This window comes from Cellulosimicrobium sp. I38E (assembly GCF_001647255.1).
Classification (GTDB): domain Bacteria; phylum Actinomycetota; class Actinomycetes; order Actinomycetales; family Cellulomonadaceae; genus Cellulosimicrobium; species Cellulosimicrobium cellulans_E.
On record NZ_LUAZ01000039.1, the window covers coordinates 161,185 to 179,248 of the forward strand.

General features: G+C 76.6%; 11 protein-coding genes. 10 read left to right on the forward strand and 1 reads right to left on the reverse strand.

Annotated features, from left to right (window positions below; all coding sequences use genetic code 11):
• The first annotated feature begins 155 nt into the window (after positions 1-155).
• The 4 genes from aspS (at position 156) to A0J59_RS13780 (ending at position 8,039) form a co-directional block, all read left to right on the forward strand.
• Positions 156-1,466 (forward strand): aspartate--tRNA(Asn) ligase, encoded by a 1,311-nt coding sequence (aspS, locus tag A0J59_RS13765; protein ID WP_064316466.1) that lies wholly within the window; start codon positions 156-158, stop codon positions 1,464-1,466.
• Positions 1,467-1,521: 55 nt separating this feature from the next.
• On the forward strand, positions 1,522-2,811 hold the full coding sequence (locus A0J59_RS13770) for a YibE/F family protein (RefSeq protein ID WP_082919031.1): 1,290 nt from the start codon (positions 1,522-1,524) through the stop codon (positions 2,809-2,811).
• Positions 2,812-2,867: 56 nt separating this feature from the next.
• Positions 2,868-3,776 (forward strand): ketopantoate reductase family protein, encoded by a 909-nt coding sequence (locus A0J59_RS13775; protein ID WP_064316501.1) that lies wholly within the window; start codon positions 2,868-2,870, stop codon positions 3,774-3,776.
• A 111-nt stretch (positions 3,777-3,887) separates the two neighbouring features.
• The gene (locus tag A0J59_RS13780) at positions 3,888-8,039 is read left to right on the forward strand and encodes an SCO7613 C-terminal domain-containing membrane protein (protein ID WP_156533043.1); all 4,152 of its coding nucleotides are present in this window, start codon (positions 3,888-3,890) and stop codon (positions 8,037-8,039) included.
• Positions 8,040-8,150: 111 nt separating this feature from the next.
• On the opposite strand, the gene A0J59_RS13785 is transcribed toward A0J59_RS13780, so the two are convergent.
• Positions 8,151-8,624, reverse strand: coding sequence for an Lrp/AsnC family transcriptional regulator (locus A0J59_RS13785; protein WP_053369208.1), 474 nt, complete (start codon positions 8,622-8,624; stop codon positions 8,151-8,153).
• Positions 8,625-8,766: 142 nt separating this feature from the next.
• Here A0J59_RS13785 and A0J59_RS13790 point away from each other — a divergent pair, with 142 nt between their 5' ends.
• From A0J59_RS13790 to A0J59_RS13815, 6 genes are read left to right on the forward strand one after another with little or no spacing between them, the layout of a single operon-like run.
• The gene (locus A0J59_RS13790; RefSeq protein ID WP_082919042.1) at positions 8,767-10,191 is read left to right on the forward strand and encodes a thiamine pyrophosphate-dependent dehydrogenase E1 component subunit alpha; all 1,425 of its coding nucleotides are present in this window, start codon (positions 8,767-8,769) and stop codon (positions 10,189-10,191) included.
• Positions 10,188-11,264, forward strand: coding sequence for an alpha-ketoacid dehydrogenase subunit beta (locus A0J59_RS13795; RefSeq protein ID WP_082141009.1), 1,077 nt, complete (start codon positions 10,188-10,190; stop codon positions 11,262-11,264). Before A0J59_RS13790 ends, A0J59_RS13795 begins: the two co-directional genes overlap by 4 nt.
• Positions 11,261-13,000, forward strand: a complete 1,740-nt coding sequence (locus tag A0J59_RS21270; RefSeq protein ID WP_172820062.1) for a dihydrolipoamide acetyltransferase family protein — start codon at positions 11,261-11,263, stop codon at positions 12,998-13,000. The genes A0J59_RS13795 and A0J59_RS21270 overlap by 4 nt, the downstream gene beginning before the upstream one ends.
• Entirely contained in the window at positions 12,997-14,625 is a 1,629-nt protein-coding gene (locus A0J59_RS13805; RefSeq protein WP_064316469.1) for a carboxyl transferase domain-containing protein, read from the forward strand. Before A0J59_RS21270 ends, A0J59_RS13805 begins: the two co-directional genes overlap by 4 nt.
• Before the next feature lie 4 nt (positions 14,626-14,629).
• Complete coding sequence (locus A0J59_RS13810) at positions 14,630-16,882, forward strand: biotin carboxylase N-terminal domain-containing protein (RefSeq protein ID WP_064316470.1); 2,253 nt, start codon at positions 14,630-14,632, stop codon at positions 16,880-16,882.
• Entirely contained in the window at positions 16,879-18,054 is a 1,176-nt protein-coding gene (locus A0J59_RS13815; RefSeq protein ID WP_064316471.1) for an acyl-CoA dehydrogenase family protein, read from the forward strand. Before A0J59_RS13810 ends, A0J59_RS13815 begins: the two co-directional genes overlap by 4 nt.
• Positions 18,055-18,064 lie beyond the last annotated feature (10 nt).

Here is an 18,064-nt window from a genome sequence, read left to right on the forward strand (position 1 = left end):
GCGTGACGACCCTCGGCCGGTGGCGACACCGGCGGCGGCTCCCCGCGCGTGACGGCGTACCGACGAGAGGTCGACGAGACGTCGACGAAGGTGTGGTGGCACCGCGACCTAGCCCCCGCCCGCACCTCCAGGGCCTGCCCTTCCCTGGAGGAGTCATGAGACCACCCGCCCCGCCCGCACCCGCCCGCACCCTGGCCGCCGACGTCGCCGCCGCACCACCCGGACACGTGGTGACCCTGTGCGGGCACGTGCACCGCCGCCGCGAGCTCGCGACGGTGTCCTTCCTGGTCCTGCGCGACCGCACCGGACTCGCCCAGGTCGTCCTGCGTCCGCACGAGGTGCCCGCAGAGGGGCTGCCGCCGGAGGAGACCGCCGTCCAGGTCACGGGGACGGCCACGGCGAACGCGCAGGCACCGGGCGGCGTCGAGATCACCGCGCCGACGGTCACGCTGCTCGGCGCGCCCGCGACCCGCCCGCCGGTCGAGCTGTGGCGCCCCGACCTCGACGTCGCGCTGCCCACGCTCCTGGACCACGCGGCCGTGACATGGCGGCACCCGGCCCGGCGGGCCCGCTGGGAGCTCGCCGCCGCGAGCCTGCGCGGGTTCCGCGCCACGCTCGACGCGGCGGGCTTCACCGAGATCCAGACGCCCAAGCTGGTCGCGTCCGCCACGGAGTCCGGCGCGAGCGTGTTCCCCGTCGACTACTTCGGTCGCACCGCCTACCTCGCCCAGAGCCCGCAGCTCTTCAAGCAGCAGCTGGTCGGCGTGTTCGAGCGCGTGTACGAGGTCGGGCCGGTCTTCCGGGCGGAGCCCCACGACACGGCACGCCACCTCGCGGAGTACGTCTCCCTGGACGTCGAGCTCGGCTTCGTGCGCGACCACCGGGACGTCCTGGCGGTGCTGCGCGACGTGCTCGCCGGCATGGTCGGGGCGCTCCGGGACGGGGCGGGCGACGCCGTCGAGCGGCTCGGGCCGGCGCTGCCGGTCGTGCCGTCCGAGATCCCCGTGATCCACTTCCGTGACGCGCTCGCCCTCGTCGGTGCGGCGGACGACGAGCCGGACCTCGCCCCCGAGCACGAGCGGGCCCTGGGCGCGTGGGCGAGGTCGACCCACGGCTCCGACTTCCTCGCGGTCGAGGGCTACCCGATGCGGAAGCGGCCCTTCTACACGCACCCGCAACCTGACGACCCTCGTTGGAGCAACAGCTTCGACCTGCTCTTCCGCGGCCTGGAGCTGGTGACGGGCGGACAGCGGCTGCACCGCTACCAGGACTACGTCGCCGCGCTGGCGGCGCGGGGCGAGACGGCCGAGCCGTACGCGACCTACCTCGAGGCGTTCGCCCACGGGATGCCCCCGCACGGCGGCTTCGCCATCGGCCTCGAGCGCTGGGTCGCCCGCCTGGTGGAGGCGACCAACGTCCGTGAGGTCGCGCTCTTCCCCCGGGACCTCCACCGCCTCACCCCGTAGCGCCCGACGGCGCGTGCCACCACGCGTCGTCGGCCCGCCGTGGCAGCATCCTCGGGTGAGCGAGCCGAGCCCCGATCCGACGTCCGGCCCCGTCCCGGGGCGCCGGGAGCGCCGCGAGCAGCCCGGGCGGTCGCGCGCCGACCCGCACGGCCACGCGCACGGGCCGGCGGCCCCGGCGACGCGGCGGGTGCGCCTGACGCTCGCGGCGCTCCTCGTCCCGGCCCTGCTCGCGACGCTCGCCGGGCTGGTCGTGCTGTGGCCCGCGTCCGCCGACGTGCCCGACCGCATCCCCGTCGCGGCGGAGGGCAGCACGGTCCTGCGCGCCACCGTCACCGGCCCGATCGACCCGGAGACGGGCGAGGTCCCCGCCCGCCTCGACGCGGGGTCGCGCGCGGGCGGCGACGACGTGGGCGGTGACGCGATCACCGTCGGCGCGCCGCCCGAGTACGTCGCCTACGGGTTCGACGAGGGCGACCGGCTCCGCGTCCTCTACCTCGCCGAGGCCGTCGGGGCGGGCGTGAGCCCGTACGTGTTCATGGACTTCGAGCGCGGGCTGCCCATCGGGGTCCTCGCGATCGCGTACGCCGTCGTGGTGCTGGCCGTCGCGCGCTGGCGCGGCCTGGCCGCGCTCGCCGGGCTGGCGGGCGCGTTCGTCGTCATCACGTGGTTCACGCTGCCCGCGCTGCTCACGGGTCAGAACGCGCTGGGCGTCGCGCTCGTGACGTCGTCGCTCGTCATGTTCGTCGTGCTGTACGTCGCGCACGGGTTCACCGCGCGCACGTCGACGGCGCTGCTCGGCACGCTCGTCGGGCTCGCGATCACGGCCGTGCTGGGGTGGTGGGGCTCGGGCGCGTCGAACATCACCGGGCTCACCTCGGAGGAGTCCCTGTGGATCCCGCAGTACGCGCCCTCGCTCGACATCCAGGGCGTCGTGCTGTGCGGCATCGTCCTCGCGGGCATGGGCGTGCTCAACGACGTGACCATCACCCAGGCCTCCGCGGTGTGGGAGCTGCGCGCGGTCGCGCCGCTCGCGACCCGGCGCGAGCTGTTCGCGCGCGCGATGCGCATCGGGCGCGACCACATCGCCTCGACCGTCTACACGATCGCGTTCGCCTACGTCGGCGCGGCGCTGCCGCTGCTCATGGCGGTCTACCTGTCCGACCAGAACCTCGCCACGAGCCTCACCTCGGGCGAGATCGCGGAGGAGGTCGTACGCACGCTCGTCGGGTCGATCGGCCTCGTCCTCGCGATCCCGGTCACGACGGCGATCGCGGCGCTCACCGTGCCCGGCACCGCGTCGGTGGCGTCCGTCCCCGTGGGTAGGGTCGAGGTCCCCGCGGCGTGACGGCGGGGCGGCCCCGCCCGTCCGGACGGGACGACCCGGACGACGGGAGGACGACGGTGACGGAGACGACGAGCGGCCGGGGCCGCCGAGGGGCAGCGGTGCTGGGGCCGGGTGGGGTCGGCGGTCTGGTCGGCGCGCTGCTCGCGCGGTCCGGGGTCGACGTGACGTTCCTCGCGGGGGAGGCCACGGCGGCGGCCCTGGCCGAGCACGGGGTGCACGTGCGCAGCCGCCAGGTGGGCGAGGTCCACGTCCCCGCGCGGGCGGCCACGCGGCTCGACGGCCCGGTCGACGTCGTCCTCGTGGCGGTCAAGCAGACGGCGCTCGACGAGGCGCTCGACCGCGTCCCGCCCGAGGTGCTCGGCGACGGCGTCGTCGTCCCGTTCCTCAACGGGCTCGACCACCTCGACGTGCTGCGCGCGCGGTACGGGGCCGAGCGCGTGCTCCCCGCGACGATCCGCGTCGAGTCGACGCGTGTCGCGCCGGGCGAGATCGAGCACACGAGCGCGTTCACCGACGTCGACCTCGCGCCCGGCGGCGTCCCGCCCGAGCGGGTGGAGGCCGTACGCGCGCTCCTGGACGGGGCCGGCATCTCGACCACGGTCCACCCCGACGAGACGGCGCTGATGTGGGCCAAGCTCGGCTTCCTCGCGCCGTTCGCCCTGCTCACGACGACGCACCGCGCTCCGATCGGCGAGGTGCGGACCACGCACCGCGCCGAGCTCGAGGCGCTCGTGCGCGAGGTCGCGGCGGTCGCCGCGGCGAGCGGGGCGCCGTCGGACCCCGCGCGGACGCTCGCCTTCTACGACCGCTTCGCGCCCGAGGCCAAGTCGTCCATGCTGCGCGACGCCGAGGCCGGGCGGCCGCTCGAGGTGGACGCCATCGGCGGTGCGATCGTCCGGGCCGCCGACCGCGCGGGCGTGGACGCGCCGCTCACCCGCGCCCTCGTCGCCGGCCTCGGCGGCTGACGGCCGGACGACGCCCCGGGACCGCGCCCACCGGGACCCTTCACCGGACCGCCACGCGACCCCCTGTGGACGCGTCCCCAGGAGCCTCACAGGTTCGCCAGGATGTCCGTCATGAGAGAGCCGTGGGTCGACGTCGCGCTGGCGCGGCTGCCCGAGACGCGTTCCTGCCCCGCGTGCGCCGCGACGCTGCGGTCGTCCTGCTGCGACCGGTGCCTGCTCGACCTCACCGGACCGCTCGCGTTCGAGGTCGCCGCCGCGTCGAGCGACGCGGCCGACGCGCTCTCACGCCGCCAGGTCGCGCTCGACGCCCTGCGTGCGAGCCAGCCCGAGGCCGCGGCGTGGGCGGCCCGCACGGCCGCCGCGGCGCCGCCCGGCGCGCGCCCGGTCCCCGCCGGCCCGCCGCGGGCGATGCGCCCGCTCGACCCGGCAGGCCGCGGGCCGGCCGGCCCGCGCACGCCGTCCCCGGTGCCGGCGGTCGGGACCGCGCCCGCGCCCGGGCCACGCCGTCCGGTCCCGGTCCGTCCCGGCGCGGCCGGGCCGGTCCCCGCGGTGGCGGGACCGCGCGGCGTCGTCGTGCCCGGCGCGGCGCCGTCGCGCTCGGTCGGCCTCCAGCCGGTCCTCGCCGGGGCGGGGGCGGGACTCCTCGCCGTCGCGACGGTGGTCTTCGTCTTCTTCACCTTCGCCGACGACCTCGCGCTGCGCGCCCTCGTGACCGGGGTCGTCACGGTGCTCACGGTCGGGGCCGCGGTGCTCCTGCGGTCGCGCGGCCTGCGCTCGTCCGCCGAGGCGGTCGCGGGGCTCGCCGTCGTGCTCGCGGTCGTGGACGTCGAGCTCGCGCTCAGCGCGTGGAGGCTCGACCCGGTCGGCACCACGGTGGCGCGCGCGTCGCTGCTCGCCGTGGTCGTCGCGGGTCTCGGAGTGGTCGGGGACCGGGCGCGGGTCCGCGCCTGGGTGACGAGCGCCGTCGTGCTCGGCCCGCTCGTCCCGCTCGTCGCGGCGCCTGCCGCGGGGGAGCCCTGGGGCTGGGCGGTCGCCCTCCTCGCGACGGCGTGCCTCACGGCCCTCGCCGCGCCCGTCGCGGCGCGCTCCGGCGCGCGGGTGGGCAGCACCCTGCGGGGCGAGCAGGCGCTGCTCGGCGTCGTGCGGACGGTCGCGGTGCCCCTCGCCGTGGTCGTCGGGCTCACGGTCGCCGCCCCGCCGGGCTTCCCGACCGGCTCCGGAGCCGCCCTCGTCGCGCTCGGCGCGGCGCTCGCGGCGACGCTCCTGCGCGTCGCGACCCGGGAGCGGCGCTGGTACGCGATCGGCGGTGCGACGGCCGTCCTCGCGGGGGCGCTGCTCGGGACCGGGGGCGACGTCGCCTGGCTGGGCCTGGTCCCCGCGCTCGCCGCCGCCACGTGGCTCCTCGTCCTGGTCCTCACCTCGCCGCGCGTGGCGTCCGGGGTGCTCGGCTCCCCGGTCCCTGCCGTCGGGCGGTCGGACGCCCTCCTCGGCGGCGCGCTCGTCGCCCTCGCCGGGGCAGGGCCCGCGCTGGCCGTCGCGGGGGTGCGCGCGGCCGAGGTCCTCGTGACCGGCACCGCCGGGACCGCCGCGACGCTCGACGACGCGCCGCTCGGCGTCGGCGTCCTCTCCGCCGGGCTGTGGGGCGAGGGCGTCCGCGGCGGCACCCCCGGCGCCGCGCTGCTCGACGGGACGATCGTCGGCCTGCTGTCCGCGCTGGTCGTCCTCCTCGTCGCCGCCCGGCTCTCGCTGCGCACGCCGGTCCCCGTGCCCGTCCCGCGCCTCGCCGGGGCGCGACGGCTCGGCGCCGCGCCGGTCGTCCGGACCGGGCGGGCGCTCGGTCCGTGGGTGCTGCTCGCGCTCGTCGTCGCGCTCGTGCTGGACCCCCGGCTCGCGGGCGTCACCTCCCTCGGGCTGCTCGCCCTGCTCGCCGCGCTGCTCGTCGTCGCGACCGCTCGCCCCGTCGCGACGGGCGCGGCCGGGGGCGGCGCCGCGCCCGGCGCGCTCGTCCGGGCGGTCCGGCGCGCCCTCGGTCGCGTCCTGCGCCCGGTCGCCCGGCGGCTCCCGGGCCCGCGCGCGGCGGTCCGGCACGGCGTCGGACCCGTCGGGCGGGCCGAGGCGCGTGCCTGGTACGCGGCCGCCGTCGCCGGCGTGATCGTCTCCCTCCTGCTCCTCCTGGCCGGGTCGTGGGTCACGCGCCCGACCGCGACGGCCGGGGCGGTGGTCGTCGGCGCGCTCCTGCTCGCGGCCCGTGCTGCTGCGCCCAGGGCCCTGCACGCCCCGCTCGTCGGCACCGCCTACGGGTACGCGCTCCTCGTGCTGGGCGTCACTCTCGCGTGGAGCGGCGCCGGGACCGTCGCCGTCCTGTGCGCGGTCTCCGGGGTCGCCTCGCTCGCCGCGCTCGCGGTGACGCTCGTCCCGCGCGTCGACCGGGACTCGTGGTGGGCGGTGCTCGGCGTGACCGCCGTGCCGTTCGGGCTCGGCGTCCTCACGGTCGTCGACGAGCGCAGCTGGTGGTCCGTCGCCGCGTGCGTCGCGATGCTCGCGCTCGAGGTCGTGCTCGTCGGCTCGCGGCGCCCCGGGTCGGTCACCGCGCTGCGCGTGCTCGCCGCCGCCCTCGTCCTGCCGACCGCGGCCGTCGCCGTCGTGAGCGCGGGTGCCCTCGTGCTGCCGGGGAGCGGCTCGCCCGTCGTGCTGCCGGTCGTCGCGCTGCTCGTGGCGACGGCGCTCGCCGCGGCCCGCCCGGTCACGGCGCGGATCCACCTGGCCGCCGGGCGCGTCGCCGTCGAGGCGAGCGCGGCGCTCACGGGGGCGATCGCGGTCGGCCTGGCGTTCGGGCGCCCCGCCGCCGGGCCCACGGTCGCGGTCGCGGTGCTGCTCCTGCTCGCCGCAGGCGCGGGGCTCGCCGCGCGCGACCGCGACCGGCACGCGGAGTGGTGGCTCGCCGCGGCGCTGGGGACCGCCGCGCTGTGGACGGCGCTCGGCGCCGCGGACGTCGGCCTCGTCGAGGCGTACACCGCGCCACCGGCGCTCGCGGCCCTCGTCACGGGGGCGCTGCTCGCCCGGCGGTCGCGCCGCTGGTGGGAGCTCGCGGGCGCCGGCCTGGTGCTGCTCGTCGTGCCGTCCGTGCTCGCGCTGGGCGCGGCGCCCGGGGCCGGCGACGTGCGGGCGCCGCTCCTCGTCGCGGCAGGAGCCGTGGCCGTCCTCGCAGCGGTCCTGCTGGGTCGCGGGGCGGGAGAGGGCGCGTGGCGGCGCGCTGCGGCCCTGCGGCTCGCGGGCGCCGGGGTGCTCGCCGCGACCGGCGGGACCGTCGAGTCGCTCCACGTGGCGCACGCGTCGGGCGGCGGCGCGGTGTTCGCGCTCGGGTTCGCCTGGGCGCTCGCCGCGGGCGGGGTCGCGCTCGGGGCGGCCCTCGTCGGGGCCGGGGTGGCTCCGCGGGGCCGGGGCGCCGCCGTCGCGCGGCGCTGGGCCGTGGCGCCCGCCGCTGCCCTCGTGGTGATCGGGACCGTCGCGAACGTCCGGCCGGTGTGGGGCGTCATCGCGACGGTGTGGCTCGTCGAGGTGGCCCTGCTCGCGCTCCTCGTGGTCGGGGTGCGGCGCGCCGTCCGCGGCCGGCTCGACCTCCCGCCCGCCTGGTTCACGTGGTCGCTCGCGCTCGTCGCCGCGATCGGCGCGTGGTGGCCGCGCGAGCTCCGCGTCGAGGTCTTCTCGCTCCCGCTCGGCGCGGGCCTGCTCGTCGCGGGGTACCTCGCGCTCGCGGCCGGCACGACGGCGGTGCCCGGCGCGGCGGGCGGCGACCCTCGTGCCGTGGCCGGTCCGGGCAGCCCGGGGAGCAGCCACACCGACCCGACCCCGGGCGGAGCTCCGGCGCGCACGACGCCGACCCTCGCCGGCTGGCCAGTCGGGTTCGCCGGGTCGTGGCGGACGCTCGCCCCGGGGCTCCTCGCGCTCCTCGGACCGTCGGTCCTCGCGACGTACACCGACGCGCGCACGTGGCGCGCCGTCCTGGTCATCGTGCTCGCGCTGGCCGCGGTGCTCGTGGGGACGCGCACGCACCTCGCGGTGCCGTTCCTGCTGGGCGTCGCGGTGCTGCCGGTCGAGATCCTCGTCGTGTTCGTGTCCCAGCTCGGCACGCGCATCTCCGCCGGGCCGTGGATGCTCACGCTCGCCGCAGCGGGTGGACTGCTGCTCATCATCGCGACGTACTACGAGCGCCGGATCGCCGCGTACGACGGCGCCGCGGCCTACGTGCGCGACCTCCGCTGACCCCGCCCACGCCCGGGGTCCGCACGGTCTGGCTGTCGTCGTGCGCTCGACAGCGGGGCGGCGGTCGTGCCCCGCGGCGAACCGAGGCGTCCCTCGACGCGGGACGCCGCGTCAGGCACGGCGGCGCTGCTGCTCGATGAGCGGGCGCAGGCGGTAGGGGATGAGCTCGCCCATCGAGAGCGAGGTCTCCGTGCGCTCGACGCCGTCGATCGCGAGGATCGCGGCGTCGATGCGGAACAGGTGGTCGGTGTCGCGGCACGCGACGGTGACGCGCAGGTCGGCCGTCCCGCTGCGCCCGAACGCCTGCACGACCTCGGGGATGCGCGCCACGTCGTCGACGATCCGGGCGAGCTCCTTCTGGCGCACCTGGACCTCGACGAACGCCGTGAGCGGGTGGCCGAGCACGTGCGGGTCGATGCGCCGGTCGAGGTCGAGGAACGCGCCCTCGGCCTCGAGCCGGGCGAGGCGCGCCGCCACGGTGTTGCGCGAGAGCCGGAGGCGGTCGGCGAGCGCGACGATCGTCGCCCGCGGGTCGTCGGCGAGGGCGAGCAGGAGGTCGAGGTCGACAGCGTCGGCGCTGTGCATGCTGCTCACCCTAACTGAGTGACGGCGATCACACTGCGCAGCGTGGCGGAGGTCGGTGGAGCCATGTGCGCGGCAGGGGTTACGTTCGCCCTACCTCGGTCCTCGACGGAGAGGACCGGCTCCCCGAGGTGAGGTGGCGACGATGCCCAGCGAACCTGCGGTGCGGACCGGACCGACGGCGGCGACCCCGCCGAAGGCGCAGAACGGTCACCGGGCGGCAACCCCGCGCGACGCACGAGCAGACCGGAAGAACGTGGCGCACGACGTGCGCAAGGACGTGCGCGAGGACGGGCGTGCCGACGTGCGCGCGGACCTGCCACGGCAGGACCCGGGGGACGGCGCGTCGACGCCGACCCTGCGCGTGCTGACCGAGGACGGCACACACCTCGCGGACCCCGAGCTCGACCGGTGGCTCGCCGACCTCGACCCCGCGGCGCACGACGACGCCGCGCGCGAGACCGCCCGGGCGACGCTCCTGCGACTCCTCGAGGACATGGTCGTGGCGCGGCGCATCGACGCCGAGGCGACGGCCCTCCAGCGTCAGGGCGAGCTCGCGCTGTGGCCCCCGCTGCTCGGCCAGGAGGCCGCCCAGGTCGGCTCGGCGCGCGCGCTGCGCGACGACGACTTCGTCTTCTCCTCCTACCGCGAGCACGCGGTCGCGCGCGTGCGCGGCGCCGAGCTCGTGGACCTCGTGCGCGTGTGGCGCGGCGTCGCGGTCTCCGGCTGGGACCCGTACGCGATCGGGATGGCGTCTCCGCAGGTCATCATCGGCGCGCAGACGCTCCACGCGACGGGCTGGGCGATGGGCGTGCAGAACGACGTCGACGCCGGCCGGGTCGACGCGTCCGCGGGGCTGCCGGTGGGGGTCGCGTACTTTGGCGACGGCGCGATGAGCCAGGGCGACGTGAACGAGGCGTTCGTCTTCGCGTCCACGTACCGCTCGCCGGTCGTCTTCTTCTGCCAGAACAACCAGTGGGCCATCTCCGAGCCGGTCGCGCTCCAGTCGCGCGTCCCGCTCGCCGAGCGCGCCCGCGGGTTCGGCCTGCCCGGCGTGCGGGTGGACGGCAACGACGTGCTCGCCGTGCTCGCCGTGACGCGCGCGGCGCTCGACCGCGCACGCCACGACGGCGGCCCGACGCTCATCGAGGCCGTCACCTACCGCATGGGCCCGCACACCACGGCCGACGACCCCAAGCGGTACCGCGACGCGGCCGAGGTCGAGGAGTGGACAGGGCGCGACCCGCTCGCGCGGTTCGAGGCGTACCTGCGCTCCGTCGGGGTGCTCGACGACGCGGAGGCGGCCCGGGTGCAGGGCGTCGCCGACGCTGCGGCGGCCGAGCTGCGCGCCGGGTGCGTCGCGCTCACCGACCCGCCGCCGCTGTCGCTCTTCGAGCACGTCTACGCGGAGCCGCACCACGCGCTGGAGCGCGAGCGAGCCGAGTACGCGCACTACCTCGAGTCGTTCGGCGACGGCGAGGACGGGGACGACGGCGCGGGCGGGCCGGGCGCCGCGGGCGACCAGGCGGCGTCGGGCACGGGGACGACCGCGACGGGGGTGGCGCGATGAGCACCCTCACCGTGGCGAAGGCGCTCGGCGCGGGGCTGCGCCGCGCGATGACGGACGACGACCGCGTCGTCGTCATGGGCGAGGACGTCGGCCGGCTCGGCGGCGTCTACCGCGTGACCGACGGCCTCCAGGCGGAGTTCGGGCCGCGGCGCGTGCTCGACACCCCGCTCGCGGAGTCCGGGATCATCGGGACGGCCGTCGGGCTCGCGTACCGCGGGTACCGGCCGGTGTGCGAGATCCAGTTCGACGGCTTCGTGTTCGTCGCCTTCGACCAGATCCTGTCGCAGCTCGCCAAGATGCACGCGCGCACCGGCGGGAAGGTGCGCCTGCCCATCACGATCCGCATCCCCGTCGGCGGCGGGATCGGCGCGGCCGAGCACCATTCCGAGTCGCCCGAGGCGCTGTTCGCGCACACCGCCGGGCTGCGCGTCGTGTCGGTCGCGAACCCCCAGGACGCGTACACCGTGCTGCGCCAGGCGGTCGCGTGCGACGACCCCGTGATCCTCTTCGAGCCCAAGCGCCGGTACCACCTCAAGGGCGAGGTCGACCCCGACCCGGTGGACCCGCTGCCCATGGACCGCGCGCGCGTCGTGCGCGAGGGCCACGACGTCACGCTCGTCACGTGGGGCGGTCTCGTCGGGACCGCTCTCGACGCCGCCGTCGCCGCGTCCGACGACGGCGTGTCCGTCGAGGTCATCGACCTGCGCTCGCTCTCGCCCATCGACCACGACACCGTCGCGGCGTCGGTGCGCAAGACGGGGCGCGTCGTCGTCACGCACGAGGCACCGCGGCAGGCCGGGCTCGGCGCGGAGATCGCCGCGACCGTGACCGACCGTTGCTTCGAGTACCTCGAGGCCGCGCCCGTGCGCGTCACCGGTCACGGCATGCCCTACCCGCCCGCCAAGCTCGAGGGCCACTACCTCCCCGACCTCGACCGCATCCTCGACGGCGTCGACCGCGTCCTGGGGCGGGTCGAGCCGTTCGTGCCGCGCACGGGCTCCGACGCCGGTTCGCCGGGCGGGGCCGGCAGCCAGGCCGGGTCGGTCCGCACCGTCGAGGCGGTGGCCCGATGATGACGATGCGCGAGTTCCGCCTCCCCGACCTCGGGGAGGGCCTCACCGAGTCCGACATCGTGAGCTGGCACGTCCACGCGGGCGACCACGTCGAGCTCAACCAGGTCATCGCCGAGGTCGAGACCGCCAAGGCCCTCGTCGACCTCCCGTCCCCGTACGCCGGCGTCGTCGCGTCGCTGCACGCCGAGGAGGGCCAGACCGTCACGGTCGGCGCCCCCTTGGTGACCTTCGAGGTCGACGACGGCACCCCCGCCCCCCAGGGCGCCGAACCCGGGGAAGTCGCCGGGCTCGGCGCCGTCGACGACGACAAGCCCAGGTTCGACGCCGCTCCGGCCCAGGACGTGACCGCTGGTCCGCCGGAGGCTGACGACGTACCGGAGCCCAACCTCGTCGGGTACGGGGCGCGGCCGGAGACCACCGGCAGGCCGGCGCGACGCCGTCGGACCCGACCCGCCGACGGCTCGGGGACGGTCGGGTCGGCCGTCGAACCCGGGGTTGCGGTCACTCGCGTCATCGAGCCCGGCGACATCCCCGGGTTCGGCGGCACGACGGCGCCCGGTGCGTCCGGCAGGACCGTCGCCGGAGAGCGGCCGCGGTCGACGCCGCCGGTGCGGGCGCTCGCGAAGAAGCTCGGTGTGCGCATCGACCGGGTCGACGGGACCGGCCGGGACGGCCTCATCACGCGCGAGGACGTCCTCGCGGCGGTGAGCTGCCACCGCGACGTCGTGCGGCAGCAGCGCGAGGTGCACGGCACGCTCGCCGCGTCGACCGCGTCGGCCACCCCGACCGCGCGGAACGCGACGCCCGCCCACCTGACGGCGCCCCCAGACGAGAGGGGAGACCTCGCCTCGCGAGGGCCCGGGCGAGGGGTCACGTCTCCCGGCTCGGCAGCCGCCGGTGGGGACGCGCGGGTCGGGCTCGAGCCCGAGGTCGTGCCGGTGCGGGGGGTGCGCAAGCACACCGCGGCGGCGATGGTGGCGAGCGCGTTCACGGCGCCGCACGCGACGGTGTTCCTCACGGTCGACGTGACGCGCAGCGTCGAGCTCCTGGAGCGGCTGCGGACCCACCGCCTCGCGCGCGGCGCGCGGATCACCGTGCTGGCGCTCGCGGCCCGCGCGCTGTGCCTCGCGCTCCCGCGCCACCCCGCGCTCAACAGCGCGTGGCACGACCTCCCGGACGGCACCGCGGAGATCGTGCGGCACCGCCGCGTGCACCTGGGCATCGCGGTCGCGACCGATCGCGGGCTCGTCGTGCCCCACGTGCCCGACGCGCAGGACCTCGACCTGCCCGACCTCGCCGCCGCGCTCACCGACCTCACGGTCACGGCGCGCGACGGCCGGACGACGCCCGAGCGCCTCACGGGCGGGACGATCTCGATCACCAACGTCGGGGTGTTCGGCGTCGACGCGGGCACGCCGATCCTCGTGCCGGGCGAGGCGGCGATCCTCGGCCTGGGCGCGGTGCGGCGTCGGCCCTGGGAGCACGACGGCGAGGTCGCGCTGCGCGACGTCGTCACCCTGAGCCTGTCGTTCGACCACCGCGTGGTCGACGGCGAGCAGGGCGCGCGCTTCCTCGCCGACCTCGGCGCGCTGCTCGAGGACCCGGCCCTCGCGCTCCTCGCTGGTGGCTCGTCGCCCGGCGGTGGTACCGCGCCCCGCCGAACCCTGGATCCCTCCCCAGGATCGGCCGCGGGTGAGGAGCGATCCCGGGTTCGGCAGGGAGGGGTGGCCGGATGACGATCCTGACGAGCGCCGTCGACCCCGGGTCGGAGACGGCCCGGGCGAACGACGCCGGCCAGCGGGCGCTCGCCGACGAGCTCCGTGCGCGCACGGCGGACGTCGCGCGCGGGGGCCCGGCGTCGGCGCGCGACCGGCACGTCGCGCGCGGCAAGCTGCTGCCGCGCGACCGCGTCGACCGCCTGCTCGATGAGGGCAGCCCGTTCCTCGAGATCGCGCCGCTCGCCGGGTACGGCGTGGACGACGGCGCGTGGCCGGCCGCCGGGGTCGTCGCCGGGATCGGGGTGGTGAGCGGGCGGCAGGTCATGGTCGTGTGCAACGACGCGACCGTGAAGGGCGGCACGTACCACCCGCTCACGGTGAAGAAGCACCTGCGGGCGCAGGAGATCGCGCTCGAGAATCGGCTGCCGTGCGTCTACCTCGTCGACTCGGGGGGTGCGTTCCTCCCCCGGCAGGCCGAGGTGTTCCCGGACCGCGACCACTTCGGTCGGATCTTCTACCACCAGGCGCGTCTCTCGGCGGCGGGGATCCCGCAGATCTCCGCGGTCCTCGGGTCGTGCACGGCGGGCGGCGCCTACGTGCCCGCGATGAGCGACGAGACGGTCATCGTGCGCGGGCAGGGCACGATCTTCCTCGGCGGGCCGCCGCTCGTGAAGGCGGCGATCGGCGAGGTCGTCACGGCCGAGGAGCTCGGCGGCGGTGAGCTGCACGCGCGCCGTAGTGGCGTCGTCGACCACCTGGCCGACGACGACGAGGACGCGCTCGACACCGTGCGCCGCATCGTCGCGACGCTCCCGCCCGACCCGGCGCCCGCGTGGGACGTCGCGCAGAGCGAGTGCCCTGCGGTCGTACAGGAGCCCGGGGAGGATCTGTACGCCACCGTCCCGGTCGATGTCCAAGCGCCGTACGACCCGCGCGAGATCATCGCCCGGCTTGTCGACGGGAGCCGGTTCGACGAGTTCAAGCGCGAGTACGGCGACACGCTCGTCACGGGCTTCGCGCGCATCCACGGGCACCTGGTGGGGATTCTCGCGAACCAGGGCGTGCTGTTCGGGGCGTCGGCGCTCAAGGGGGCGCACTTCATCGAGCTGTGCGACCAGCGGGGGGTCCCGCTGGTGTTCCTGCAGAACATCTCCGGCTTCATGGTCGGCACCGACGCCGAGGCCGGGGGGATCGCGAAGGACGGCGCCAAGATGGTCACGGCCGTCGCGACGACGCGCGTCCCGAAGCTCACCGTGATCGTCGGCGGGTCGTTCGGGGCGGGCAACTACTCGATGTGCGGGCGCGCGTACTCGCCGCGCTTCCTGTGGTCGTGGCCCGCGAGCCGCATCTCCGTGATGGGCGGTCCGCAGGCCGCGTCGGTGCTCTCGACGGTCAAGCGCGACCAGCTCGCGGCGCGCGGCGAGACGTGGGACCCCGACGAGGAGGCCGCGTTCGCCGCCGGCATCCGCGCCGACTACGACGAGCACGGCAGCCCGTACTACGCGACCGCGCGCCTGTGGGACGACGGCGTGATCGACCCCGCCGACACGCGCCGCGTGCTCGGCCTCGCCCTCGGCGTGTGCGCGCGCACGCCCCTCGCCGAGACCTGGACCGGTGACCGGTTCGGCCTCTTCCGGATGTGAGCCGATGACCTCCGAGACCCCTCACGACGCGACCGGCTTCCGTACGGTCCTCGTCGCCAACCGCGGCGAGATCGCGTGCCGCGTGATCGGCACGCTGCGACGCCTCGGCGTGCGGTCCGTCGCCGTCTTCTCCGACGCCGACGCCGGTGCGCGCCACGTGCGCGAGGCAGACGTCGCGATCCGGCTCGGTCCCGCGCCCGCCGCCCAGAGCTACCTGGACGTCGACGCCGTGGTCGCGGCGGCGGTCGCGACCGGCGCCGACGCCGTCCACCCCGGCTACGGCTTCCTGTCCGAGAACCCGGCGCTCGCCCGCGCGTGCGAGCGCGCAGGGATCGCGTTCGTCGGACCGGGAGTCGACGCGCTCGAGGCGATGGCCGACAAGCTCGCCGCGAAGAGCATCGTCGGCGCGCGGGGCGTGCCCGTCGTGCCGGGGGCCGGTGAGGCGGGGATGTCCGACGACGACCTGGTCGCCGTCGCGGGCGCGGTCGGGTTCCCGCTGCTCGTCAAGCCGTCCGCCGGGGGCGGTGGCAAGGGGATGGTCGTCGTGCGCGCCGCCGACGACCTGCCGGGCGCTCTCGCGTCCGCGCGCCGGGTCGCCGCGTCGTCGTTCGGCGACGACACGCTCCTGCTCGAGCGGCTCGTCGAGGCGCCGCGCCACATCGAGGTGCAGGTGCTCGCCGACACGCACGGGACCGTGGTCCACCTCGGCGAGCGCGAGTGCTCGCTCCAGCGCCGCCACCAGAAGGTCGTGGAGGAGGCGCCGTCGCCCCTGCTCACGCCGGCCCAGCGCGCCCGGATGGGCGAGGCCGCGTGCGAGGTCGCGCGGTCGGTCGGCTACGTCGGCGCCGGGACGGTCGAGTTTCTCGTCCCTGCCGGGAGCCCCGACGAGTTCTTCTTCATCGAGATGAACACGCGGCTCCAGGTCGAGCACCCCGTCACCGAGATGGTCACCGGCCTCGACCTCGTCGAGCTCCAGCTCCGCGTCGCGTCGGGCGCGCCGCTCGGGATCGCCCAGGACGACGTCGTGCTCCGCGGCCACGCCGTCGAGGGGCGGCTCTACGCCGAGTCGCCCGAGCGCGGGTTCCTCCCGGCGACCGGGTCGGTCCTGGTCTACGACGACGACGGGGTCCCCTCCGGGCCCGACGCCGCGCCGCTGCGACTCGACTCCGGGATCTCCGCCGGCGCCGTGGTGGGCGGGCACTACGACCCCATGCTCGCCAAGGCCGTCGCGTGGGGCGAGACGCGCGAGCACGCCGTCGACCGGCTCGACGGGCTGCTCGCGCGGACGGTCGTGCTGGGGGTCGAGACGAACACGGCGTTCCTGCGGTCGTTGCTCACGGATCCCGATGTCCGGGCGGGGCGGCTCGACACCGGCCTGATCGACCGGCTCGTGGCGTCGGGGGCGGGGGATGCGCGCGCCGTCGCGTGGGTCGATCTCGTGGCCGCGGCGTTGTTCGTCGCGAGCTCGGGTGGTGCCGAACCCGGGGTTGTCGACAGGCTCGCGGCAGATTCGCGCGACAAGCCCGGGTTCGGCGGGGCTGGGGGAGCTGGTGACGACGACCCGTGGCGGGTGCGTGACGGGTGGCGGCTCAACGCTCCCGCTGCCGCGCGGCGGGTCGTGCTCGTCGATGCCGCCGGGGACGCGCACGAGGTGCGGGTCTCCGGGGTGGCGCGCGACGCCGTCGTGCACCTCCCCGCACGGGACGACGACGGGTGGGAGTCCCCGGGTGCACCACCGCACCCGGTGCGGGCGTCGCTCGTGCGCGACCCCGGGGCCGACGGCGCGTGGTGGCTCACGGTGGACGGCGTCCGGGAGCGCGTGCGGCTCGCGCTCGACGCGCCGTCCGCTGCTGGCGTGCCCGCCACGGTGTGGCTGTGGCGCGACGGGCGGACCGTCGCGCTGGCCGCCCCGGACCGCGAGCAGCGCGCGGCTCGGGCACGCGACGACCGGCGTCGGGCCCGGGGGGACACGCCCGGCGCGACGGACCCCGAGGTGCGGGCCGCGATGCCCGGCACGGTCGTGACCGCGGTCGCGGACGGGGACCCCGTCGCTGCGGGTGCCGTCCTCGTCACGGTCGAGGCCATGAAGATGGAGCATCCGCTCCTCGCCCCGCACGACGGCGTCGCCGACGTGCGCGTGCGACCCGGCGACCTCGTGCGCCGGGACCAGGTGGTCGCCGTCGTCCACCCCCACGACTCCGGCGCGGCAGACCCCGCCGCCCCGGTCCCGCAACCCGACACCCAGGGAGCATCATGATCGAGGCCGACGTCCTGCTCGACGACGAGCAGCGGAAGCTCAGCCAGGTGGTGCGCGACTTCGCGGACAGCGTCGTCGCGCCCGCCGCCTACCGGTACGACACCGAGCGCCGCCTGCCGATGGAGATCATCGCGCAGATGGGGGAGCTGGGGCTGTTCGGCCTGCCGTTCCCGCGCGACGTCGGCGGGCAGGGCAAGGACTACGTGTCGCTGTGCCTCGCCGTGGAGGCGCTCGCGCGCGTCGACCAGTCCATCGCGGTGACGCTCGAGGCCGGGGTGGGGCTGGGGATCGTGCCGATCTACCGGCACGGGTCGCGCGAGCAGCAGGAGCGCTGGCTGCCCGACCTCCTCGCCGGCAGGGCGCTCGCGGCGTTCGGGCTCACGGAGGCCGACGCCGGTTCCGACGCGGGCGGCACGCGCACGACCGCGCGGCTCGACGGCGACGAGTGGGTGATCGACGGGTCCAAGCAGTTCATCACCAACTCGGGGACGCCGATCACGAGCCTCGTGACGATCACGGCGGTGACGGGCGAGCACGTCAGCCAGGACGGCGAGGTGCGCAAGGAGCTGTCGAGCATCATCGTGCCGGCGGGAACGCCCGGGCTGGAGGTCGGCCCGTCGTACGACAAGGTCGGCTGGCACACGTCGGACACGCACCCCCTCACGCTCACCGACGTGCGCGTGCCCGCCGGGAACCTGCTCGGCGCGCGCGGCCGCGGGTACGCGAACTTCCTGCGCGCGCTCGACGAGGGCCGCATCGCGTTCGCCGCGCTGGCGACCGGCGCCGCGCAGGGCTGCCTCGAGGAGGCGCTGCGGTATGCGAAGCAACGGGTCGTCTTCGGGCGGTCGATCGGCGAGAACCAGCACGTCGCGTTCACGCTCGCGCGCATGCAGGCCCGCGTCCACACGGCCCGCCTCGCCTGGCTCGACGCCGCGCACAAGCTCGTCGCGGGCAAGCCGTTCAAGGCGGAGGCGTCCGTCGCGAAGCTCGTGGGCGGCGAGGCCGCGATGGCGAACGCGCGCGACGCGTCGCAGATCTTCGGCGGCTACGGCTTCCTCAACGAGAACCCCGTAGCGCGCCACTACCGCGACGCGAAGGTCCTCGAGGTCGGCGAGGGCACCACCGAGGTGCAGCTCATGGTCATCGCGAGGAGCCTGGGGCTGGACGGCTAGGGAGGGCAGC

Coding starts and splice junctions, on each gene's coding strand:
- A0J59_RS13795 (WP_082141009.1), top strand. CDS start 10,188: ATGAGCACCCTCACCGTGGCGAAGGCGCTCGGCGCGGGGCTGCGCCGC.
- A0J59_RS13780 (WP_156533043.1), top strand. CDS start 3,888: ATGAGAGAGCCGTGGGTCGACGTCGCGCTGGCGCGGCTGCCCGAGACG.
- A0J59_RS21270 (WP_172820062.1), top strand. CDS start 11,261: ATGATGACGATGCGCGAGTTCCGCCTCCCCGACCTCGGGGAGGGCCTC.
- A0J59_RS13810 (WP_064316470.1), top strand. CDS start 14,630: ATGACCTCCGAGACCCCTCACGACGCGACCGGCTTCCGTACGGTCCTC.
- A0J59_RS13815 (WP_064316471.1), top strand. CDS start 16,879: ATGATCGAGGCCGACGTCCTGCTCGACGACGAGCAGCGGAAGCTCAGC.
- A0J59_RS13785 (WP_053369208.1), bottom strand. CDS start 8,624: ATGCACAGCGCCGACGCTGTCGACCTCGACCTCCTGCTCGCCCTCGCC.
- A0J59_RS13790 (WP_082919042.1), top strand. CDS start 8,767: ATGCCCAGCGAACCTGCGGTGCGGACCGGACCGACGGCGGCGACCCCG.
- A0J59_RS13805 (WP_064316469.1), top strand. CDS start 12,997: ATGACGATCCTGACGAGCGCCGTCGACCCCGGGTCGGAGACGGCCCGG.
- aspS (WP_064316466.1), top strand. CDS start 156: ATGAGACCACCCGCCCCGCCCGCACCCGCCCGCACCCTGGCCGCCGAC.